Annotated in this window: 12 protein-coding genes; 8 read left to right on the top strand and 4 right to left on the bottom strand. The window is 63.2% G+C overall.

Translation table 11 applies throughout. The annotated features are described in order from the left end of the window. Window positions 1-3 precede the first annotated feature (3 nt). The gene (locus HOP59_RS21270; RefSeq protein ID WP_234255521.1) at window positions 4-1,143 is read right to left on the bottom strand and encodes an LBF_2804 family protein; all 1,140 of its coding nucleotides are present in this window, start codon (window positions 1,141-1,143) and stop codon (window positions 4-6) included. 199 nt (window positions 1,144-1,342) lie between these two features. Here HOP59_RS21270 and HOP59_RS21265 point away from each other — a divergent pair, with 199 nt between their 5' ends. The 3 genes from HOP59_RS21265 to HOP59_RS21255 all read left to right on the top strand — a co-directional run bounded on the left by HOP59_RS21265 (window position 1,343) and on the right by HOP59_RS21255 (window position 6,036). Continuing rightward, window positions 1,343-1,618: a hypothetical protein gene (locus tag HOP59_RS21265; protein WP_010628839.1), complete on the top strand. Its 276-nt coding sequence runs from the start codon at window positions 1,343-1,345 to the stop codon at window positions 1,616-1,618. 259 nt (window positions 1,619-1,877) lie between these two features. Continuing rightward, complete coding sequence (locus HOP59_RS21260) at window positions 1,878-2,933, top strand: efflux RND transporter periplasmic adaptor subunit (protein ID WP_234255520.1); 1,056 nt, start codon at window positions 1,878-1,880, stop codon at window positions 2,931-2,933. Between the two features lie 13 nt (window positions 2,934-2,946). Then, a complete protein-coding gene (locus HOP59_RS21255) occupies window positions 2,947-6,036 on the top strand; it encodes an efflux RND transporter permease subunit (RefSeq protein WP_234255519.1) in 3,090 nt (1,029 codons plus the stop codon). Here the strand turns inward: HOP59_RS21255 and HOP59_RS21250 are convergent. The 3 genes from HOP59_RS21250 to HOP59_RS21240 form a co-directional block, all read right to left on the bottom strand. Next, on the bottom strand, window positions 5,976-9,197 hold the full coding sequence (locus tag HOP59_RS21250) for a transglycosylase domain-containing protein (protein ID WP_234255518.1): 3,222 nt from the start codon (window positions 9,195-9,197) through the stop codon (window positions 5,976-5,978). The two genes, HOP59_RS21255 and HOP59_RS21250, sit on opposite strands and share 61 nt — an antisense overlap. A 94-nt stretch (window positions 9,198-9,291) precedes the next feature. Further along, window positions 9,292-10,767: a tRNA uracil 4-sulfurtransferase ThiI gene (gene thiI, locus HOP59_RS21245; RefSeq protein WP_234255557.1), complete on the bottom strand. Its 1,476-nt coding sequence runs from the start codon at window positions 10,765-10,767 to the stop codon at window positions 9,292-9,294. A gap of 157 nt (window positions 10,768-10,924) precedes the next feature. Next, window positions 10,925-11,209: a hypothetical protein gene (locus HOP59_RS21240; RefSeq protein ID WP_010628834.1), complete on the bottom strand. Its 285-nt coding sequence runs from the start codon at window positions 11,207-11,209 to the stop codon at window positions 10,925-10,927. 442 nt (window positions 11,210-11,651) lie between these two features. Between HOP59_RS21240 and HOP59_RS21235 the strand changes: the two genes are divergently transcribed. The 5 genes from HOP59_RS21235 to HOP59_RS21215 form a co-directional block, all read left to right on the top strand. After that, a complete protein-coding gene (locus HOP59_RS21235) occupies window positions 11,652-13,907 on the top strand; it encodes a TolC family outer membrane protein (RefSeq protein ID WP_234255517.1) in 2,256 nt (751 codons plus the stop codon). Between the two features lie 111 nt (window positions 13,908-14,018). Beyond that, on the top strand, window positions 14,019-16,190 hold the full coding sequence (locus tag HOP59_RS21230) for a type I secretion system permease/ATPase (RefSeq protein ID WP_234255516.1): 2,172 nt from the start codon (window positions 14,019-14,021) through the stop codon (window positions 16,188-16,190). Continuing rightward, a complete protein-coding gene (locus HOP59_RS21225) occupies window positions 16,190-17,641 on the top strand; it encodes an HlyD family type I secretion periplasmic adaptor subunit (protein ID WP_234255515.1) in 1,452 nt (483 codons plus the stop codon). Before HOP59_RS21230 ends, HOP59_RS21225 begins: the two co-directional genes overlap by 1 nt. Further along, window positions 17,641-18,252, top strand: a complete 612-nt coding sequence (locus HOP59_RS21220) for a response regulator transcription factor (protein WP_035591373.1) — start codon at window positions 17,641-17,643, stop codon at window positions 18,250-18,252. Before HOP59_RS21225 ends, HOP59_RS21220 begins: the two co-directional genes overlap by 1 nt. Before the next feature lie 249 nt (window positions 18,253-18,501). Next, a partial coding sequence (locus HOP59_RS21215) for a retention module-containing protein (protein ID WP_234255514.1) occupies window positions 18,502-22,053 on the top strand: 3,552 nt, incomplete at its 3' end.

Genomic DNA, 22,053 nt, shown 5'->3' with positions numbered 1-22,053 from the left:
GATTTATTTACTGTTCGCTTCGGCGCTGCCAAAGGTTTGGCCGTTCATGAACTGGCGGCGCCAAGTGCGAACCTTCTCATGGGGGTAAGCCATGTTGCAGGCCTCGAACAGCTCCTCGAGGAAGCGCTTGCGCTTGCCCTTGCATCTGCCGGCGAACACGGTAGCCGCGATCAGTAGCTCGAGCACGCGGTGCTTCTCTGCCCGTTCCAGCCGGCTGAGCGCAAAGCGCTGCCCGGGCCAGTCCACATCGATCTCGTGCTCCTGATGGTGGAAGGCGTCGAGCAAGCGGGAGAGCAGATAGACATGGTTGGGGTGCGCATCCTGGTTGGCCATGATCAAGGCGCCTACGGCATGCAGTGAAACCCGCTGTGCACGCTCACTCAGAGGGTCTTGCGACAGCCTGGTGATCATCGCTTCGATGGCGAATGGTCCCAGTGCCTGTTCGCGGGCCTTGATCATGATCCGCCAGGTGATGATGGCGTTCCAGGCGGCATACAAGGGACCGGTGACCAGCGGCAGCAGGCCGCGCAGCGCCACGCGGCCCAGCACCCGGCGCAGGAAAACGCGCAGCAGGAAGCTGGTCACGCCAACCTTCAGGCGATACATCACCGACATGGTAATGAGCCGCCAGCGGCTCAGGCAAGCGTAAGGGTCGATGCCGTAGATCCGGTGCCTGGGGCTGGGAAATTCGAGGGCTGCACGGCTCAGGCCCAGCAAGGTCAGCTCGGCAAGAGGGCTGTCGTGCAGCGGTGCGCCGGCCAGTCGGCTAGTGGTAGCCACGCCACGCAGGGCGTTCCAGTAGAGGAAGGCGATTTCCAGCGCACTGACCACCCCGGCAACGGCAAAGAAGCCGGTCCAGTAGGGCAACTGCTCCATCAGACTCATGTCCTGCATGCCATCGAGCATGCCTTGGCGCATGTACCACTCCATGCCACCGATGATGCCGCCGGAAACGATGCCGGCCACGATGGCCCAGGCGACGCTGGCGTAAAAGGCGCGCTCGATTCCCTTGAGTTCGTGGTGCCGACGCGCTTGCCTGGGAGTGGCCCGGCGGCGATTGTGCTGCTGCAGAAAGCGTCCTGCCCAGCGCTCGAAGATGCTGGGTTGGGGGGCGTATTCCAGGTCCGGTCTTGTTTCTGCCATGAAACCCTTGCCATGTCCTTGGTTCTGGTTGTTATCCATCAGCGTAGCGTTGCCACAGTATTACGACGAGCCATACGCCCGTTCGATTCGCAAGCGAACGGTGTTCGAAAAAGATTGACGCTGCGCTGGGGCAAATGATATTTAGCGCTACCGGCAATGCCTGCCGGAGTGAAATCGACATTCTTGAGGGTTTGTGAACATGCCTTTGCGCCGCTGTTTGCCCGTAGTTCTGGTCGCCGCTGCCCTGGTCGCCGGCTGTGCCAGCAATTCCACCATTGCGCCTCGCTACACCACCGAAAATCCCGATCTGCTGCGCATCGGTGGCGAGCGCCCGTCCAACCCGGACGTGCGTACCGAAAACGCCGGCTCCTTCTGCATGGAGATCACCGAGCGCTGGAACGACCATGGCAGGACGCCGGATGGCCAGACCTTGTGGGCCAAGGACACCATGCGTAAGGTAGTGCCCTGCCAGTAAGCGACGACATTCTCGTACAAGGCCCGGTGTGCACAGCACCGGGCCTTGCCGTTTATGGTTTGTCGCGAATGGCTTGTCACGAGTGGCTTGTAGAGAGGGGCTTGCGGTGATTGGCGTGACTCTGTTTCAAACGTATGATTGAATATTCAGCGTGCCTTACATTCAGGCTTGCATGGTCTATGGTTAGTCGTTCAGGGAGCCGACGGCAGGCGCGAGAGGGCAGATACACGCGGTAGGGCAAACACAGGGAGGTCGTTCGATGAAGCGGGCAGTGGGGCTCATGGCGATGGTTGCGCTGGCGTTGGCCGGGTGCAACGGAGACCAGGCTGCAGAGGACGAACCTGCGGTGCGTGTGGTGAAGCTCATGGAAGTGGGGGAACACACGCTGGTGCCGAGCCGACGCTTCGTCGGCAGAGTGGAGGCCCTGCGCACGGTAGACCTGTCGTTCCGAGTCGGCGGCCAACTGATCGAGGTGCCGCCGCGCCAGGGCGAGACCATCCCCGAGGGCGAAAGCGTGGCTCGCCTCGACCCGACCGACTTCGAGCTGGCCGTTCGGCGAGCCGAGGCCGAATATCAGCTGGCCAGGCGAGAGATGGAGCGTACCCGTCAGTTGCTGGAAACCAATGCCATCTCGCAGTCGGCCTTCGATGAGGTGCGCACCCAGTACGAGCTTGCCGAAGTGCAGCGCGACAGCGCGCGTCAGGACCTCTCCTATACCACCATCGAGGCGCCCTTCGATGCCATGGTGACCCGCCGGCTGGTGGAGAATCACAGCAACGTGCAGCCCAATACGGCCATTGCGCGGGTGCAGGACGTAACGGAGCTACGGGTCAGAATCAACGTTCCCGAGACCCTGGTGCGCAACGTCGTGAATCCGGAGCGCTTCGAGGTCGAGGCCGAACTGCTCTCGGTACCTGGCGAGCGCTTTCCCCTCGAGTACCGCGAGCATGTAACCGAGCCCGATGACGTCGCCCAGACCTACCAGGTGGAGTTTGCCATTCCCGATCATGAAGCCGTCGGAGCGATGCCGGGCATGACGGCTTCCGTTTCGGTGTCGTTGATCGATGCCATCGAACATGGCGCGCTGCGCATCCCCGTGGCCGCGCTCGATACGGACAACGAAGGCAACTTCCGGGTCTGGGTCTATCGCGCCGACGACCAGCGCGTCGAGCCGCGCCAGGTGATGGTTGGCCAGCTGCATGGCGACACAGTACCGGTACTGGCGGGCTTGCAGCCCGGTGAGCGGATCGTGGCGGCAGGGGCCCATCTGCTGCATGAAGACATGCGTGTTCGCCCCATGGAAGAGACTCTCTAGCCAGGAGCAGGATATGGATATCGCCAAGTCGTCCATCGAACGGCCGGTCATCACCTGGCTCATCGTCGTCGTCTGCCTGCTTGGAGGCATCTGGGGGTTCAACAACGTCGGCAAGCTCGAAGATCCCGATTTCACCATTCCCAATGCCATCATCAACACCCAGTACCCCGGCGCCACTGCCCAGGAAGTGGAGGAGGAGGTCACCGAGCGCCTGGAGATGGCCATCCAGGAGCTGCAGCAGATCGATGTGATCGAGTCGCTCTCCATGCCGGGGCGTTCGGAAATCGAGGTGGAGGTGGCCTCCACCTACCGTAGCCATCAGCTGCCGCAGATCTGGGACGAGCTACGGCGCAAGGTCAACGACGTGCAGGGCTCGTTGCCGGAAGGCGCTTCGGCCTCGCAGGTCAACGACGACTTCGGTGAGGTCTACGGCATCTTCTACGCGGTGACGGCGCCGGGCTACGGCCACGACGAGATTCGTGACATCTCTCGCTTCCTGCAGCGGGAGATGCTGACGGTGCCCAATGTGGCGCGGGTCACCACGGCGGGGGAGCGCGACGAGACCATCTACATCGAAATCCCCAATGAGCGTCTCACCACGCTTGGCATTCCCGTCGACCATGTGATCAACACCATCCAGACCGAGAACCAGGTCACCGATGCGGGATCGATGCGCATCGGCGACGACCACGTGCGCATCGTCGCCCGCGCAGGAGTGGACAGCGTGGCCAATATCGAGGCGATTCGCATCGGCCGACCGGGCACCACCGAGCAAATCTCGCTGGTCGATATCGCCAGCGTCTATCGTCAGCCGTTGGAAATCCCCAACCACCTGATCCGGCACAACGGCGAGCCGGCCTTCACGTTGGCCGTGGCCGGGGTGGCGGAGGCCAACATCGTCGAGGTGGGCGAAGCGGTGGAGCGTCATCTCGAGGCACTGGAAGCGCGCTTGCCGCTAGGCGTCGAGTTGCATCCCATCTATGAGCAGCATCGGGTGGTGGATGAGGCCATCAACGATTTCCTGGTCAACCTGGCCACCTCGGTCACCATCGTCATTCTGGTGCTATGCCTGTTCATGGGCTGGCGGGTCGGTGTGGTGGTAGGGGCGACCCTGCTGCTGACCGTGCTCGGTACGCTGTTCTTCATGTGGATGTTCGATATCGAGATGGAGCGGGTCTCGCTCGGCGCGCTTATCATCGCCATGGGCATGCTGGTGGACAACGCCATCGTGGTGGCCGAGGGCATGTTGATCAACATGCAGCGCGGCAAGTCGGTCAAGGAGGCGGCCAGCGAGGCCGCCGGGCGTACCCAGATACCGCTGCTCGGCGCTACGGTGATCGGTATCCTGGCCTTCTCGGGCATCGGCTTGTCGGATGACGTCACCGGCGAGTTTCTTTTCTCGCTGTTCGCCGTGATCGCCATTTCCCTGCTGCTGAGCTGGGTCCTGGCCATCACTGTCACGCCGCTGTTCGGCTACTACCTGTTTCACGGCCGGCAGCTCGGCAGCGACAAGGACCCCCACGGCGGTCTGTTCTATCGTATCTACGCTCGCTTTCTCACCCTGGCGCTGCGCCTGCGGGTGCTCTCGGTGGCGCTGCTGGTGGGGATCACGGCGCTGTGCGCCTGGGGCTTCACCTTCGTTTCGCAGTCGTTCTTTCCCGACTCGAATACGCCGCTGTTCTACGTCAACTACGAGCTGCCCCAGGGTAGCGACATCCGTGCTACCCAGCGCGATGCCGAGCGCATTGAGCATTACTTGCTCGACCAGGAGGGGGTGGAGAACGTCGCCACCTTCGTCGGCCGCGGGGCGACTCGCTTCATGCTGACCTACGCCCCGGAGCAGCCCAACCCGGCTTATGCGCAGTTCATCGTGCGGGCCGAGAGCCTGGAGCGCATCGATGAACTCGATCCCCACGTCTATGCCGAGCTTCAGGCCGCGTTTCCCGAGGCGCGGGTACGCACCGAGCGTATCCAGTTCGGCCCGGGTGGGGATGCCCAGATCGAGGCACGCTTCCAGGGCAGCAACCCGGCAGAGCTGCGTCGCCTGGCGGATGAGGCACAGCAGCGGATGCGGGCCAACCCGGCGGTGATCGACGTGCGTCAGAATTGGCGCGAACGAGAGGCCGTCGTGGTGCCGCTGTACAACGAGGAGCGTGCCCGCATTGCCGGGGTCACCCGCGACGAGCTGGCGCAAACCCTGCAGTTTGCCGCGTCGGGGGTACGCGCGGGTACTTACCGCGAGGGGGACAACCTGATACCCATCGTTGCCCGTCCGCCGGCGGACGAGCGCGGCGACGTCTCCCTACTGGCCGACCGCATGGTGTGGAGCAACGCCGAGCAGCGCTTCATTCCCATTGCCCAGATCGTCGACGGCTTCGAAACCCAGAGCGAGGAGTCGCGGATCCATCGGCGCAACCGCGTGCGCACGCTGACGGTACAGGCCGACCCGGCGCCGGGCTACACGGCTGCGGCGGCCCATTCAGCCGTGCGTGAAGAGATCGAGGCCATGGCGCTGCCGCCTGGCTATGCCATGGCGTGGGGCGGTGAATACGAAGACTCGGCCGAGGCCCAGGCCTCGCTGGCGCAACAGCTGCCGCTGAGCTTCGTGGCGATGCTGGTGGTATCGATCCTGCTGTTCGGCAAGCTGCGCCAGCCGTTGATCATCTGGCTGGTGGTGCCGATGTCGATCTGCGGCGTGGTGATCGGGCTGTTGCTAACGGGGCTGCCGTTCTCGTTCACGGCCCTACTGGGCATGCTCAGCCTGTCGGGGATGCTGATGAAGAATGCCATCGTGCTGGTCGACGAGATCGACGCCCAGATCGAGACGGGCAAGGAGCGCCTGGTGTCGCTGATCGATGCCAGTATCAGCCGTCTGCGACCGGTGCTGCTAGCAGCCGGCACCACCATTCTGGGCATGCTACCGCTGCTGTTCGATGCCTTCTTCAGCAGTATGGCCGTTACCATCATGGGCGGGCTGGCGTTTGCCTCGCTGCTGACGCTGATCGCGGTGCCGGTGTTCTACTCGCTGTTCTTCGGCATTCCCTATCGCAGGGCAACCGAGAGCGATGAGGAAGAGTCGTCGTCGCTCTCGGCCGGCGGTTGAACCGCCTCACCGTCATCGGCGAAATGGTACTCCGTTTGTGGCGGCGGACAGGTGCCGACACCTGGCACCAGATAGGGGCGCAGGATCGGCTCCATGCCCTTCAGCACCTGAACAGGCAGGGCCGAGGTGAAGCGGAAGTCGTCCGAGGCGCTGCCCGCGACGAAAGCGGTCAGGGTGCCGAAGTGATCCTCGCCGAGGTAGAACACGAAGGTGGCCGTGCGGTTGCGTGCCCGCGAACTTGTCACCTGGCCGCTGCGGCCGACCGTCTCGATGCGATTGTTGCCGGTGCCGGTCTTGCCGCCCAGCACTAGCGGCGAGCCGTCTTCCAGGGTGAAGCTGCCCTGTAGCCGCCGGGCGGTGCCCCCCTCGACCACTTGCGACAGGGTTTCACGCAGCACCGCGGCCACCTCCGGCCGCATGACCCGCTGGGCCTGCGCGTAGGCGGGGACGAAGCGTGTCTCGTAGGGGGTGTCGGCAGCGAAGTGAAGCTCGTCGATACGCAGGGTAGGCAGCTTGACCCCATCGTTGAGAATGATGCCCATCAGTTCGGCTAGCGCCGCCGGGCGGTCGCCCGAGGTGCCCACGGCGGTGGCCAGCGAGGGTACCAGGTGGGCGAACGGATAGCCCAGGCGCTGCCAGCGCTCGTGGATGTCGAGAAATGCCTCGACCTCCAGCATCGTGCGAATGCGTACGTCCCTGGCGCTGCGGTGTCGGGTGCGGAACAGCCAGCCATACACCTCCTGACGCTCCTCGGCACTGGCCGCTACCGCTTCGCCGAAGCTGGCTTCCGGGTAGTCGAGCAGGTAGCCCAGCAGCCACAGCTCCAGCGGGTGGACGCGAGCCACGTAGCCCTGATCGGTCAGGGTGAAGTTGCCGGGCGCGTAGCGCTCGTAGAGCGACGCGACCTCGCGCTCGCTGAGCCGGCTGGCGTTGGGCAGCCAATCGACGAGGAACGCATTGAACGTCTCCAGGTCGGCCTCGGGGAACAGGTAGCGATGCACGGCCGCCAGGCGCGGTGCGGAGACGTTGAGCCCCTCGAGGAAAGTGACGAGACGCGCTTCGCTGTCCTGGTTGCGATACTTGCGCCAGAAGCGCTGCAGGAAGGTGCGTCCCTCACGGTCGGCGAACAGCCGCAGATACTCCTCGCGTCTTGGGTCGCTGTCGTTTTCCAGCACTGGCGAACGGTGCTCGGCATGGTGAGTGCTGTAGCGCACCAGTTCTCGCATCAGCCGAATGAACGGAAGGTTGAGCGATTCGCGCATGGCCTCCGAGAGAGTCGGATTGCGCCCGTTGTCCTCGCGGCGGAAATTGCTGAAGGTATGGCGTCCGCCGCCGGTGAAGAAGGCCTCGGCCGGGCTCGCCGAATAGCGCCGCTCCATGGCCATGCCAAGCAGCGCATCGAGGCTCAGCTCGGGATTCTCGATGAGACGGTCCAGCACCCAGCGGCTGAGCGTGTCCTGACGGTCGGTTTCGATGGCGCGTAATGCCTCTACGCTCTTGCCGGCATGACGGCCGTGCACCTCGGTCACCATTTCGAGGTAGGTGGCGAGCACTCGCAACTTGGCGGTGGAGCCCAGCTCCAGTTTGCTGCTCTGATTGATGTCGAACGGCTGGTCGGTATTGTCGGTCTGCACGCGAACCCGGAAGCCATCCTCGCTGCGCTCGAACAGGGTGAAGCTGTAGTGCACGTCCTGGGTCCGCTCCCGTGACAGCAGGCGATCTCCCAGCAGGCCGACTTCGGCGGCGAAGTCCGGGTCCGCCAGGCGATGCAGATAACGGGTCACGTCCCGCTGCAGATCGGCATGCAGCGTGGTGCTGGTTCTGAGGTCGAGCCGATCGAGATCGTAGAATGACATGCCGAGCATGCCCCCCAGGCGTTGACGCGCCATCTGGATGCCCTTGTCGGGCTCATTGCGCAGGTCGAACGGGGCCGTGCCGAAGATACGGAATGACAGGCGCTGCTCCAGAGCCGCCTGGGCGAGATCGTACGGCACCACCCCTTCCTGCCTCAGCAGGCGCAGATGGCTGTCGGTCAGCTCCTCCAGGGCCTGCTTGCCATTGGTCAGATACCAGGAGGGGCGTCGTTGAGCGATCATCAGGGCCACCACCTGGCGCAGTGCCAACCCCGTCCCTGCGCGTTCATCGACGCCATCGAAGCCGATCGCCAAGCGCCGGTTGAGGGTGTCGAAGTCGGCGCCGAACCAGACCCACAGGCCGTCGCCGAGTCCATGTACCTCGCCGTAGCCAGGCGCCGCGGAAAGCGGCACGGTATTGAGGTAGTCCAGTGCCACGTCCTGGCGAGCCGTCATGGTTTGCGGGCCCTGGCGATAGCTACGCACGCTGGCGGAAACCATCTGGCGCAACTTTTCCATCGGCGAGTAGGTCAGCCCCCGCGGCGAATGCCGATACTTCTCCACCTGGGTAGCCAGGGTGCTGCCACCTGCGGACTGCTCCGAGATGTCCAGGGCGCGGCCCACCTGGGACATGGCCGCTCGGGTGAAGCGTGGCCAGTCGACGGCAGGGTTGGCGTAGGGGGTGCTTTCGTTCAGCAAATGGCGGTTCTCGATGAACAGCAGCACCTGCAGTATCACCGGTGGAATGGCCTCGAAACTGGCGTATTGACGCTGAGGGTGGCGGAACTCGTAGAAGGTGTCGCCGCGGCACTCCTCGATGGTCAGGCCGGCCTGGGTTTTCTCTCCGAAAGGCGGGAAGAAGCCGCGCCGTGTGTAGTCGAGCAGGGCGGGCGTGAAGCGGGCCTGCTCGGCGATCTCGTAACCGCGATTGTTCAGGCGGGATTCGAATTCCGGCAGCAGGGTATAGCCCAGGCGTTGATCGAAGGGGCCGTGTTGAGGAAACAGGATCTGCGTGCTGCGACCGGCTTCTACCGTGTAGCGCAGGGTAGAGGCGTAGCGGGAGAGCTCCTGGGCCTGAAAGTGGGACGTCTTGGCCTCGGCAACGAGCAGCGTGGCCAGAGATACCCCGAATACCAGCAGCAAGAGAGCCAGTGTCAGGTAAAGCCAGCGGCGCGACGGCTCCGGCCGAGGAGCAGGGGCGATTCTCGGTTCTTCAATGAACGGCGAACGCCTGGGCAGCGAACCGCCGTTGTCGCGCCACGCCACGGTAGGCGAATCCCGGCGTGACGAAGTACCGCGCACACTCATACGTCACCCCACTCGACCGCGACTCATACTTTTTGTTTTAGCCTAGTCCGGTGAGGCAATAAAGTGGTTGCTAAAAAAGAAATTGTAACCTGCGCTAATTTCCGCGATAGACGCCGAAATGGGTCAATCCGCGATCATGAAGATGCATGGCCTGCATACGACTCATCACACCTTGAGCGCAGTAGAGCAGATAGCGACGATCATCAGGCAGCGCTTCGGCACGCGACTGCAACTCGAAGAAGGGGATTTCCAGACACTCGACCTGGGAAAGCGATAGGGGCGCCGCTTCGCGTTCCGCAGGCGGGCGAATGTCGATTACGCTGACGGCGGCGTCGTTGGCTGCGGTCTGTAGATCGGTGATCACCTCGAGTTCGGTCGCTGCTGTTTGGGCTTGCTCCAGCAGTTGATCGGAGCGCGTCAGTACCGCTCGTTGGACGGCGTCGTCCAGCACGCTGAAGTCGAAGTTTTCCTCGGCGGCGATCACTTTGTCTTGGCGTGCCTGGGTGTTGGGCCGCTGGGAAACGGCGCCGCAGACCTCGGGCATGGTTTCGGCATAGGTGGCGGTACCGATCTGGCGTGCGGTATCGATGATGGTTTGCTTGTCTTCGGCGATCAGCGGACGCAGGATCGGCACGTCGCTGGCCTCGTCCATCAGTACCAGGTTGGTCAGGCTCTGGCTCGAGACCTGAGCGATGGCATCGCCGGTCACCAGCATCGGGATACGTGCACGGGTGGCAATGCGACTCGCGGCGCGCACCATCATGCGCTTCAGCGCCACGCCGATTAGACCATCGGGAATGCTGCGCTGCAGTTCAGCCACCACGCCTTCGAACGGCACCGCAATGAATTTCACGCGATGTGAGCGGGAGTAGCGATGCCACAGATGGTGTGCCACTTCGCGTACCGCGGCCTCATGGCCGGCGCCGCCGAGTTCGAAGAAGAGGAAGTGGGTCTTGATGCCGCGGCGCATCATCTTCCAGGCAGCCACCGGGGAGTCGTAGCCACCCGATATCAGCGTCAGGGCCTGGCCCTGCAGACCCAGGGGGTAGCCGCCAAGGCCGGGCCAGCGCTGGCGCACCATGCGCAGCCGGCTTTCGACCACGTCTACCCTGACGTCCACGTCCGGTTCCTTCAGCCGTACCCTGGCATCGGGCGCCGCATCCAGCAGCGCCCGGCCGAGGTGGCGCTCGAGCTGTTCCGAGCTGAAATCGTGCACCCCACGGCGTTTCACCGTGATGCGAAAGGTGCGGCCGGCGATGGCGTTCCGCCACACGGGCAGCAGCCGTGCGGTGGTGTCCTCGAAGGAGACGAAAGGGACTTCCTCGACGCACTGCACCTCATGCACGCCGGGAATGTCGCACAAGGTCTCCTGTATCTCGCGATACCAGTCGGGTTCGGCATCGGTCGGCACGAGCACCTTCAGTGCATCCCATCCGCCCTGAACGTCTATCGTCTCGCCCAACGGACGCAATACGTTGCGTATGTTACCGACCAGGCAGCGAGTCATCTGGCGGCGCACCGAACGTGACTTGATGGTGATTTCCGGAAACAGCTTGAGCAGATAGTACATGGGCAAGGGATTTGTAAAGGTATTGGAAAACAATTGCTTGCCATTATACCAGAGAGAGGTAAGCGGGGGGCGGATTCTCGTCTCGAAGCCATTCGGGGAGCCAGGGCGCCTTGCGGCGCCCGCCTATCGAGTCATGCCGTTGCGTTGATTGAGTGATTCAGTAGAGCGCCTGCTCCTCACTGATCACTTCCTTCAGCAGTTCCAGGAACAGTTTGTCGGCTTCGGAATGTTCCTGCGGATCTTCGGGGATGTGCACGCTGGTGGTATCGGAAATTTCATTGGCGATACGGGCGGCGGCATCTTCGGGCTTGCCCTCGCTGTAATGACGGCGGGCAATCTCCAGTGACTGTTCGAGGATACGCGGGTCCTGTAGCAACTTCTTGATGAAGCCGCGCAGCTCATTGATAACGCGTGTTTTCTGAATTTCAGATGAGGCTGACATGTCACGTCTCCTTTTGCTGATAGCGCCGGCCATTCATGTGGCTGACGATACCATGTTTGTCGGCAAGCGGGAGAGCGCCGTCAATGCCTGACGGCTCAGCCTCGCGCCCGGTTCCCGGCGTTAGGCAGTCTCATGCTAAAGGTTGAAAAAACGACGAAGGAATCTATTGGACAATCGGATAACCTCGGTTACGCTTACTTACAAAAAAGGGTTGACCTTTCCTGGAGGCGTGCGACGAGGAGTATCAAAGGTAACTCAATGTATCCCGTTGATGCTCATACTGCGGCGTGGTTCAGGCAAATCAGCTTTCGAAAGGGAATCGGGAAAGGATGCACCGTCCGGCTTGGTCCGGGTGAGCCCCGTAATAACAAGAACATGTCTTCACAACTCGACGGATCGCCTGTGCAGACGGGGCGATCGATATCATGAAAAGGGAACTCCCATGAAATATGCCACTGACTTCTCTCGTACCCACAAGCTGGCCAAGGCCGCGCTGGTGGGGTCTTCGCTTGCGCTGCTTCCCCTGACGGCCGCGGTGGCCCAGACCCTACCGCCCGGCCTGGCTGCGCCGGGGTCGTCGGATATTCAGCAGGTCGTGCGCCAGGCGCTGGTCACCAATCCGGAAGTCAAAGCGGCCTGGAACGGCTTGAGTGCCGCGGGCCATGATGTCGGTGTGGCACGCGGCAACTACTTGCCCAGCGTCGACGTTGCGGCCGGCGTCGGTCGTGAGGATCGTCAGGGCGATGGACGCGGCAGCTACGATACCGACTTCGCCGAGCTGCGCCTGACCCAGATGATCTACGACGGTTTTGCCACCCGCAGCGAGGTCGAGCGACTCGATCGTGCCAAGCTGGTGCGCTACTACGAGCTGCTCGGTGCCAGCGAAAACGTCGCCCTGGAAGCCACTCGTGCTTACCTCGACGTGCGCCGGTACCGTGAGCTGGTTCGTCTTGCCCAGGACAACTATGCCGACCACCTGCGCGTGTTCAACCAGATCGAGGACCGGGTACGCTCCGGTGCCGGTCGCGGTGTGGACCTCGAACAGATCAGCGGTCGCCTGGCACTGGCCGAATCCAACCTGATGACCGAGGCCTCCAACCTGCACGATGTCACCGCGCGCTACCTGCGCATCGTCGGCAGCCTGCCCGCCGAGAACCTGGCCCCGGCGCCGCAGCTCGACAATCGCCTGCCGCCTTCGGTGAGCGAAGCCGTCAATCTGGCCTTCCAGGGCAATCCCGACTTCCACGCCGCCATCGAGAACATCGAGGCGGCCCGGGCCGAGCAGGCCGGCACCCGGGCCGGGTTCCAGCCGCGCCTGGATCTGCGCGGTCGCACCGGTACCAACAACAACGAAAGCGGCTTCGATGGCTTCGGGCGGCGCGACCGTCACAGCATCGAACTGGTCGCCAGCATGAACCTGTACCGCGGCGGCAGCGACCTGGCGTCGTTCCGTGCGGCCAGCGACCGTGTCGAGCAGGCCATCGACCAGCGTGACCTGGCCTGTACCAACGTGCGTCAAACCACGCAGATCGCCTACAACGATACCCAGCGCCTGCGCGAACAGATCCGCTACCTCAACGAGCATCGCCAGTCCATCGACCGTGTTCGCGGCGCCTATCAGCAGCAGTTCGACATCGGCCAGCGCACCCTGCTCGACGTGCTCGACAGCGAGAACGAGTACTTCGAGGCCAGCCGTGCCTATGCCAACGCCCAGTACGACATCGCCCTGGCCGATGCGCGCACCCTGGCGGCCATGGGCCAGTTGATGCAGGCACTCGGCGTCATGCGTGACGACATGCCGAGCCTGGCCGAACTGGGCAGCGACGGCGTGGCGCTCGACCCGAGCGTGCTGTGCCCGATCGACGGTCCCGGCGGCTTCACCCTGGCCGACTTCACCCGGGGCATCAGTGCGCCGGCGCCGACCCGTGCACCTGACGTCACGCTTTCCGCCGACGCTCTGTTCGCCGTCAACAGCGCCGAGCTGGGCCCGGATGCGCGTCAGGAACTCGCTGACCTGGCCGGCCAGATCCGTGGCCGTACCGATCTGGCGCGAGTCTTCATCGCCGGCCATGCCGACAGCACCGGTAGCCATGCCATCAACGATCCGCTGTCGCAGCGTCGTGCCGACAGCGTGGCGGATTACCTGGTCGGTCAAGGCGTCGATCGCGGCCTGATCCAGACCAGCGGTTACGGCTCACGCCGTCCAGTGGCGAGCAACGACACGGTAGAAGGGCGCCGTCAGAACCGCCGCGTGGAAGTCACTCTCGAGCGCGTGGGTGAAAATCTCGACATGTCGTCCGCGCAGCAGTGGCCGGCTATCGGCACTCAGGAAACGGAGCACGCCACTCAGCTGAGCGTGGCCGAATTCTGGGCCCAGCAGCAGCCCGTTGCCAGCGTCTATCGCGAAGTTCAGGGCGAGGTTCATGGCGAGCTGGCCGTTGCCAGTCAGGCAGAGCCGCAGGCGGTGGGTGTCGAGCAGGGCGCCTACCTGCAGGTGGCGGCGCTGAGCGATGCGGGACGAGCCCAGCAGCTCGGCAGCCAGCTCAGCGATGCCTTGGCCAGGCCGATGCGCCTGGTCAGCTCTGCCGCACTGCATCGGATCCAACTCGGCCCCATCGGCGATCCGGGTGAACTGGCGGCACTACGTGGCGAGCTGAAGCGCTTGGGTTATGCCGACAGCTATGTCGTGCAGGGCTGAACGACCCGGGGTAAAAGCTGTCTGTGCTGCGTTCGCACGGACAGCGCCGTAATCGTCATCTAGCATCAACCCGCCCGGATCAGCCGGGCGGGCCTCATCCCCGAGGTCCACGTGACACAGCAAGAAGTGTTGTATTCCGCCCAGGAGGCCCCTCGCTCGGCAGTTCGTGACGAGCTGCTCGAGTGCCTGCAAACCGTTGCTCTGGCTCATGACCATGCGGTCACGCCCGATGCATTGACGGCGGGCCTGCCGTTGGAAGAAGGGCGCCTCACACCCGGTGTCTTTGCGCGGGCTGCTGCGCGGGCCGGTATGACGGCACGTATCGCCAAGAGTCGTCTGGTGCAACTCAACCCGGCACTCTTTCCCGCCGTTTTGCTGTTGGAACCGGGGCGTGCTTGCGTGCTCGTGGGGCTGGACCTCAAGTCGCGCCGGGCACGGGTGATCTTTCCCGAACTCGGCGATGCCGTCACCGAAGTCGATCTCGATGGCCTTACCGAAAGCTACAGCGGTCAGGCCATTTACGTGCGACCGCGCTTTCGCTTCGATGCGCGGGGCCCGGAAGTCGACAAACAGCGCTCCCGCCACTGGTTCTGGGGCGTCATCCGCGAGAACCGTCGCCTCTATCGCGATGTGATCGCCGGCTCGGTGGTCATCAATCTTTTTGCGGTGGCGATGCCGCTGTTCGTGCTCAATGTCTACGACCGTGTGGTGCCCAACCATGCGACCGAGACGCTGTGGGTGCTGGCCGTCGGTATCTTCGTCGTGCTCTGTTTCGATCTCGCGCTGCGCCTGATGCGCAGCGCTTTCGTCGACCTGGCGGCAAGCCGGGCCGACGTCAAGCTTTCATCGCGAATCATGTCCCAGGTGCTGGGGCTACGCATGGAGGCCAAACCCGCCTCTACCGGGTCATTCGCCTCAACCTTGCAGTCCTTCGAGTCGGTGCGCTCGTTCATCGGCTCGGCCACGGTGGTGGCGCTGGTCGACTTGCCCTTCGTGCTGCTGTTCGTGGGCGTGATTGCCTTGATAGGGGCACCGCTGGCCTTACCGGTTCTGGCCGGTATCGTCTTGGTACTGCTCTACGCCTTGGCCGCCCAGGGCAAACTGCATGAGCTTTCCGAAACCACGTGGCGGGTCAGCGCTCAGCGCAACGCCACGCTGGTGGAATCGCTGTCGAGCCTGGAGACGGTGAAGTCGCTGCGGGCCGAGAGTCGTATTCAATCGATCTGGGAGAAGGCGACCGCGTTTCTCTCGCGCACTTCCGCCCAACTGCGCCTGGTCAGCACCTCAGTCTCCAACGTCGCCATGTGGGCTCAGCACACCGTGGCCGTGGGCGTCATCCTGATCGGCGTTTATCTGATCATCGATGGCAATCTGAGTCAGGGTGGGCTCATTGCGGCCTACATGCTGTCGTCCCGGGCCATGGCCCCCATCAGTCAGGCGGCGGCGTTGCTGGCCCAATATCACCAGTCTTCCACCGCGCTCAAGTCGCTCGACGATGTCATGCAGCGACCGGTGGAGCGGCCCGAAGGCAAGGCGTTCATCTCGCGTCCGGTGGTCCGTGGCGAGATTCGCTTCGACAAGGCGTCGTTGCGCTATCCCGACGAGGAGCGCGATGCGCTGCGCGATGTCTCGCTCAAGATCGAGCCTGGTGAGAAGGTGGCGCTGCTCGGTCGCGTGGGGTGCGGCAAGACCTCGCTCAACAAGCTGCTGCTGGGCCTTTATGCGCCCACGGCGGGAGCGGTCATGCTCGATGGGGTCGATCTGCGCCAGTTCGACCCCATCCAGCTGCGCCGCCATATCGGCTACGTACCCCAGGACGTGAGCCTGTTCTTCGGTTCGCTGCGCGAGAACATCGTAGCCGGTGGTGGCAGCGACGGCGTCGATGACGACTCGCTGCTGCGTGCCATCAAGCTCAGCGGGCTGGAGAGCCTGGTGAACGGGCACCCCCACGGCGTCGACCTGCAGGTGGGCGAGCGCGGCCAGATGCTCTCCGGCGGCCAGCGTCAGGCCGTGGCCATCGCCCGGGCCATGGTCCACGATCCGCAGATCCTGCTGCTCGACGAGCCGACCAGTTCGATGGATCACGCCAGCGAAGAGGCCTTCAAGACCAATCTGAAGCAGTACGGTGAGGGCAAGACGCTGATCGTGGTAACCCACCGTACCTCGCTGCTGTCACTGGTCGACCGCATCATCGTCATCGATGCCGGTAAGGTCGTCGCCGACGGTCCTCGCGACAAAGTGGTCGAGGCCCTGCGCAAAGGCCAGATCGGGAGGGCCAACTGATGACCGTCATGTCTTCCCCCAAGGCCAAAGGCAAGGGCAAGAGCGCCGAGCAGCAAGGTTTCGAAGCGATCGGGCGTTTTTCCGAAGTGGGCGGCAAGCCGTTTCGCCCCTTCATCGACCGTCTGTTCTCCAAGCGCGTCACGGCTGCCCATCTCAATCGCGACTGGGCCAGCGATGCCGATTGGGCGCGCATGCAGCAGGACCCCATCCGGGCGAGGATATTCCTGTATACCGTTCTGCTCGCCGTCATCGCACTGATCGTCTGGTCTTACTTCGCCTCGATCGACGAAGTCACCCGCGGCACGGGGCGGGTGATCCCCTCCAGCCAACTGCAGAAAGTGCAGTCCTTCGATGGCGGCGTGGTGCAGGAGATCCTGATCCGCGAAGGTGAACTGGTCGAGGCGGGGCAAGTGCTCATGCGCATCGATCCCACTCGCTTCATCGCCAACTTCCGCGAAAACCGGGCCCAAGCGCTGGCGCTGCGTGCTCGTGCCGAAAGGCTGCGTGCCCTGGCCACTGACACGCCCTTCAACCCCGATGAAGAACTGCGCACCGAAGCGCCGGACATCGTGGCCCAGGAGCGGGAGGTCTACGAGAGCCGGCGCGAGGAGCTGCGCGAGCAGGAGAGCATTCTGCGCGACCGCATCCGTCAGCGTGAAGAAGAGCTCAACGAGGCCAAGGCACGGCGGGATACCGCCCAGCGCGAGGCCAACATGGCCAGCCAGGAGCTGAACCTGACGCGGCCGCTGTTGCAGTCCGGGGCGGTTTCTGAAGTCGACATACTTAGGCTGGAGCGCGAAGTGTCCCGCGCGACCGGCGAGCGCAACCAGGCGGCAGCCTCGGTTGCTCGACTCGAGGCCGCCGTGGAGGAAGCGCGCACTCAGCTACGCGAGCTCGGCGCCGAGCGACGCAGCAACTGGCGCAACGATCTGGCCCAGACCATCGGCGACCTCGGTGCGCTCGATGAATCCAGTGCCGGCCTGCAGGATCGCGTGCGCCTGGCTGAGGTGCGCTCACCGGTTACCGGCGTCGTGCAGCGTCTGGGTATCACCACCTTGGGTGGCGTCGTGCAGCCCGGCCAGGACGTGGTGGACATCATACCCAGCGACGATCAACTGCTGGTCGAGGCGCGTATCGCCCCGCAGGACATCGCCTTCCTGCGCCCGGGTCAGCCGGCCACGATCAAGCTGACCGCCTACGACTTCGCCATCTTCGGTGGGCTGGAGGCCGAACTGGTACATATCAGCGCCGACACCATCACCGACGACAACGACAACACCTTCTATCTGGTGCGTGTGAGAACGCTGGAGGGAGAAGATCTGGGTGGCGACATCCAGGTCATTCCCGGCATGACGGCTCAGGTCGACATCCTGACCGGCAAGCGTACCGTGATGCAGTTCTTGCTCAAGCCCGTGCTGAGAGCATGGAGCGACTCCATGGGAGAACGATGATGACAGCTCTGTTCATCAGCCAGAAACGTGCAGAAATTCCACGGCTGCGCAGTGCCTTTCCCGACGTCCGCCAGGTCGATCCTGAACGGGTACTGCGACTGACGAAGCGTGGCGACCAGATCTGGCTCATGACCGATCATGCCGAGTGGCCTGCCTTGACCACGGCTTTGGCCGCGCAAGGATGTACCATCGTGGTAATGACTCTGGTGCCGAGTGAAGCCGAAGCGCTTCAGGCGCTGCAGGCAGGCGCCAGGGGCTACCTGCATGCGCTCTCGCCACCTGAGCTGCTGTCCCAGGCCGCGCTGGTCACTGGCAATCAAGGGGTATGGGTACCGGCTGAGCTGTTGAGCAAGGTGCTAGGTGCAGCATTCACCACGCTTGGCGGGCGTGAGAGCCTGCCAGTGGATAGCCTGGCCATACTGACGGAGCGTGAGCGTGCTGTGGCCCTGGCCGTGGCAGAGGGGCGCAGCAACAAGGAAGTCGCTCGTCTGCTCGACATCACCGAGCGTACGGTCAAGGCGCATCTCGGCGCAGCGTTTCGCAAGCTGGGGGTGCGTGACCGCATGCAACTGGTGCTCAAACTCTCTCGTCAGGACGAGAATATCGTCTGAAATCTTGGCGCTGTGCTTCTGTTCTAGCCGGCGTGTCCATCAAATGGCTTGCTGTTTTTCCAGCAAGCCTTTGTTTTTATAGTTTTTATTAAATTTATTTTCGCTAATTTCAAACACTGTCCTTCGGTCCAATATTTTTGTTTCGAAACGTAATCTAATGTGTATCGTCAAGGAGTCCGGTGTGCGCACACCGTGCGCCAGAAGAAAACCAAAAAACGGTAACACTTAGACGAAACAGGGAGTCAGGTCATGGCCAATGCCACCATCATTTCGATCACGGGGCGCGCCTGGGCGCGAGATGCAGACGGTAACGTTCGCGAGCTGAGCGTTGGGGACACGCTCCAGGAAGGTGAGGTGCTGGTGACCTCCGATAACGGAAGCGCCCAGCTCGACTTCGGCGATGGCCAGGATCCTGCCCTGATCGAAGGTGGCGAACAGGTGGCCATGACGCCCGAACTCGATGCCGACGAAGTCGTCGATGCTTCCGAGTTTGCGGCTCTCGATGAGGATCTCGAGGCACTGCTGGCCGCACTGGACGACGACAGCATCGACCTGCTCGACGTGCTCGATGCCACTGCAGCCGGGGCCGGCCCCGGTGGCGCCGCCGATGGTGGCCACAGCTTCGTGCGCCTTGCCCGTATTGCCGAAGATACGACCCCCCTGGCGTTCGAATATGGCCTGGGGCTGGGCAGTGAGCTGCCCGAGATCGAGGGCGCCGCTTTTACAGCAGCTTCGCCGGAAGACGAGGTCATCGCTCCAACTGCCGGAAGCTTCGACGCGTCGTTGAGCGATGCCGATGTCCTCAGTGAATCCGGCTCCGTCGTGACTGGCACTCTGCCGTTCTCGTTTGGCTCCGGCGGATCCGGAAGCATCAGCTTTGCGGCCATGGATGGTGTCGAAACCCAGGTCGGTCAAGAAACCATCGTGTATAGCTGGGATGCCGGCAGCAATACGCTGACTGCCTTTTCGCCCGGTCGTGAGCTCAACATCTTCACCATCGAGCTCAATCCCAGCACCGGCGCTTTCACCCTTACCCAGTTGAACAACCTGCTGCATGAAGAGGGCACGGACGAGGCGGTTACAGGCCTGGTCTACACCGTGACCAGCAGCAGCGGTACGGCTACCGGGACGCTGAACATCACCATCCTGGATGACAGCCCGAGCGTGGAGGTCGGCAGCGTTGAGCTCGGCCAGATCGCCTTGATTGTCTACGACAAGGAAACCGTTGGCGATGTCTCCGTGGCCACCGGTAACGTATCCAGTGCCTTCGAGTCTGCCGTCAGCGTCAATTACGGCGCTGACGGCGCGGGCAGCACCGTGGTAGACGACTACGGCCTGACTCTGGGCGAGGTCGAGCACGACCTGACCAGCGGCGGTGAGCCGATTGTATTCACTCTTGAGGATGGCATCGTCATCGGCCGTGCCGGTGATACCGAAGTGCTGCGTATCGAGATCGATGCCGACACCGGTGTCGTGACCCTGACTCAGTCCGCTCCGGTGGATCATCCCGAGCAGGGTGTGGATAGCGTTGGCCTGCCGGCTGGCCTGGTCGGCGTGGTTGCCACGGTCACCGTGACCGATGCCGACGGTGACGTGGTCAGCGATAGTTTGAGTGCCGATTTGAGTGGCACCATCAGCATCGTCGATGACATGCCGAGCATCGACCCCAATCCGGGTGACCTGGCGGAGCTCGAGGTCGACGAAAGCGCCTTCGGTGAGCCGGCAACCGTCGATTTCTCCGGGGCCTTTACCGTTGTCTTCGGGGCCGATGGCGAGGGTAGCGTCAGCTATAGCTTGAGCGTCGAAGGCGATGGCAGCACAGGACTGACGACGACCGACGGCGGTCATGCCATCACGCTTGTCGAGGAGAACGGCACGATCATCGGCCGAGATGCCGATGGCCGGACGGCCTTTACCATTAGCGTCAATGCCGCGACCGGTGAAGTCACCCTGACTCAGCATCTGGCGCTGTCTCACCCGGATGGCTCCAACCCGGCAGACGTGCTGAGCCTGGCCGGCAGCGGCCTCTCGCTCAACGCCACGGTAGTCGATGGCGATGGCGACACGGTTTCGGCCAGTATCGACCTTGGCGGCCAGCTCAGCTTCGTCGACGACGGCCCGGTAGCCAACAACGATCTGGCCCTGGTTCGTCTGGGTCGGTTCGAGAAGTCCGGCAATGTGATGGCCAATGACGTGGAAGGCGCAGATGGCGCCGAGGTTACCCATGTTCAGTTCGGCGATCAGCTTGTCGCATTGGAAAATGGTGTCGCCACGATCAACGGCGTACATGGGGTTCTGACCATCTATTCCAACGGCGACTTCATTTACGTGCGTGGTGACACGCCTAATCATCAGGGGGTGTTCCTCGACAGGTTCACCTACACCCTGACCGATGGCGATGGCGACACCGATACAGCCACGCTCACCGTCAAGGGCTTCGACTCCCCGGTCGGTATCGTCAATCTGCCGCCCTTCGGCCAAGGCGCGCACCTGGTCGTCAACGAAGCGAACCTGGAGAACGGAAGCAGCCCCAATGAGGGAGCGCTGACTCAGGGTGGTAGCTTCCTGGTCAACGCAATCGATGGCCTCGCTCAGGTGACCATCACCATCGGCGAGGGCGACGACCAACTGACGTTGACCGTCACACGCAACGCGGATGGCAGCTTCAACTATGAGAATGCAGCCATCGACGTACCGGACGGCTACAAGCTCGAGATCACCGGCATCACACAGCTGCCTCTTGGCAACTATCGCGTCAGCTACGAATATACGCTGCAGGGCAACAAGGACCACTCCGCGCCGGGTGAGGACGATGCCTTGATTCGCGACTTCACCATTACGGTCACGGACCGTGATGGCGATACGGCCAGCAGCAACCTCACGGTAAAAGTCATCGATGATGCGCCCGACGCCAACCTGGGTGGCCCCCGCTGGGCCACCGAAGGGGGCGATGCCGTTACCGGCACCTGGAACACCGAGACCGGTGCCGACAGCGAAGGGGCGCAGCAGCTCATTTCCCTCAACGGTGGCGCCGAGCAGGCCTTGCAGATCGGCCATGCCTACGCGCTGCCTGAAGGCACCCTGACCTTCAATGCCAATGGCACCTGGACCTTCGTGCCGGGCACCAACCTGGATCACAACGACAAGCAGTCGATTCGCTTCGAGCTGATCAAGGTCGACGGTGACGGTGATCGCGCCACGGACACCCATCGCATCAAGATCAAGGATGGCGAGGGTCCGACCCCGGGCGATGCGAATGGCGAAGGCGGCAGCGTGACCTTGGCCCTGGCCGATGCTGAAACCGTGGGCGGCAGCCACGTCATTAGCGATACCCTGGCCTTTACCGCCGGCAGCGACGACATCGTGAGCTTTGCCTTCGGCGATACCGGCAACATTCAGGTCACCGGCCTCGACGGTGAGCTGAGCTGGTCGCTGGACAACGACGGCAACCTGATCGGCCGCCTCGATGGCGAGCCGGTGCTCAAGCTGAGCCTGAGCGGCACCGATCCGATCGCCGCCCAGCAGAGCGGTACCATCACCATCACGGCGGAGCTGCTGGCCGCACTGCCGCACGACGTCAACGTCGACGACCTGACCATCACCGGTATCACGGTCGTCGCCAGCGACCAGGATGGCGATAGCGCCACTGCGGGCATTACCGTCGAAGTGGCTGACGACCTGCCCGACGCCAACCTGGGTGGCCCCCGCTGGGCCACCGAAGGGGGCGATGCCGTTACCGGCACCTGGAACACCGAGACCGGTGCCGACAGCGAAGGGGCGCAGCAGCTCATTTCCCTCAAC

Source organism: Billgrantia aerodenitrificans (genome assembly GCF_021404405.1).
Classification (GTDB): domain Bacteria; phylum Pseudomonadota; class Gammaproteobacteria; order Pseudomonadales; family Halomonadaceae; genus Halomonas; species Halomonas aerodenitrificans.
This window is presented reverse-complemented; position numbering and strand designations above follow the sequence as displayed.

Excerpts from the sequence above, each read along its gene's own strand:
- HOP59_RS21240 (WP_010628834.1), bottom strand. The coding sequence starts at position 11,209 with ATGTCAGCCTCATCTGAAATTCAGAAAACACGCGTTATCAATGAGCTG.
- HOP59_RS21250 (WP_234255518.1), bottom strand. The coding sequence starts at position 9,197 with ATGAGTGTGCGCGGTACTTCGTCACGCCGGGATTCGCCTACCGTGGCG.
- HOP59_RS21220 (WP_035591373.1), top strand. The coding sequence starts at position 17,641 with ATGACAGCTCTGTTCATCAGCCAGAAACGTGCAGAAATTCCACGGCTG.
- HOP59_RS21265 (WP_010628839.1), top strand. The coding sequence starts at position 1,343 with ATGCCTTTGCGCCGCTGTTTGCCCGTAGTTCTGGTCGCCGCTGCCCTG.
- HOP59_RS21260 (WP_234255520.1), top strand. The coding sequence starts at position 1,878 with ATGAAGCGGGCAGTGGGGCTCATGGCGATGGTTGCGCTGGCGTTGGCC.
- thiI (WP_234255557.1), bottom strand. The coding sequence starts at position 10,767 with ATGTACTATCTGCTCAAGCTGTTTCCGGAAATCACCATCAAGTCACGT.
- HOP59_RS21235 (WP_234255517.1), top strand. The coding sequence starts at position 11,652 with ATGAAATATGCCACTGACTTCTCTCGTACCCACAAGCTGGCCAAGGCC.
- HOP59_RS21225 (WP_234255515.1), top strand. The coding sequence starts at position 16,190 with ATGACCGTCATGTCTTCCCCCAAGGCCAAAGGCAAGGGCAAGAGCGCC.
- HOP59_RS21255 (WP_234255519.1), top strand. The coding sequence starts at position 2,947 with ATGGATATCGCCAAGTCGTCCATCGAACGGCCGGTCATCACCTGGCTC.
- HOP59_RS21270 (WP_234255521.1), bottom strand. The coding sequence starts at position 1,143 with ATGGCAGAAACAAGACCGGACCTGGAATACGCCCCCCAACCCAGCATC.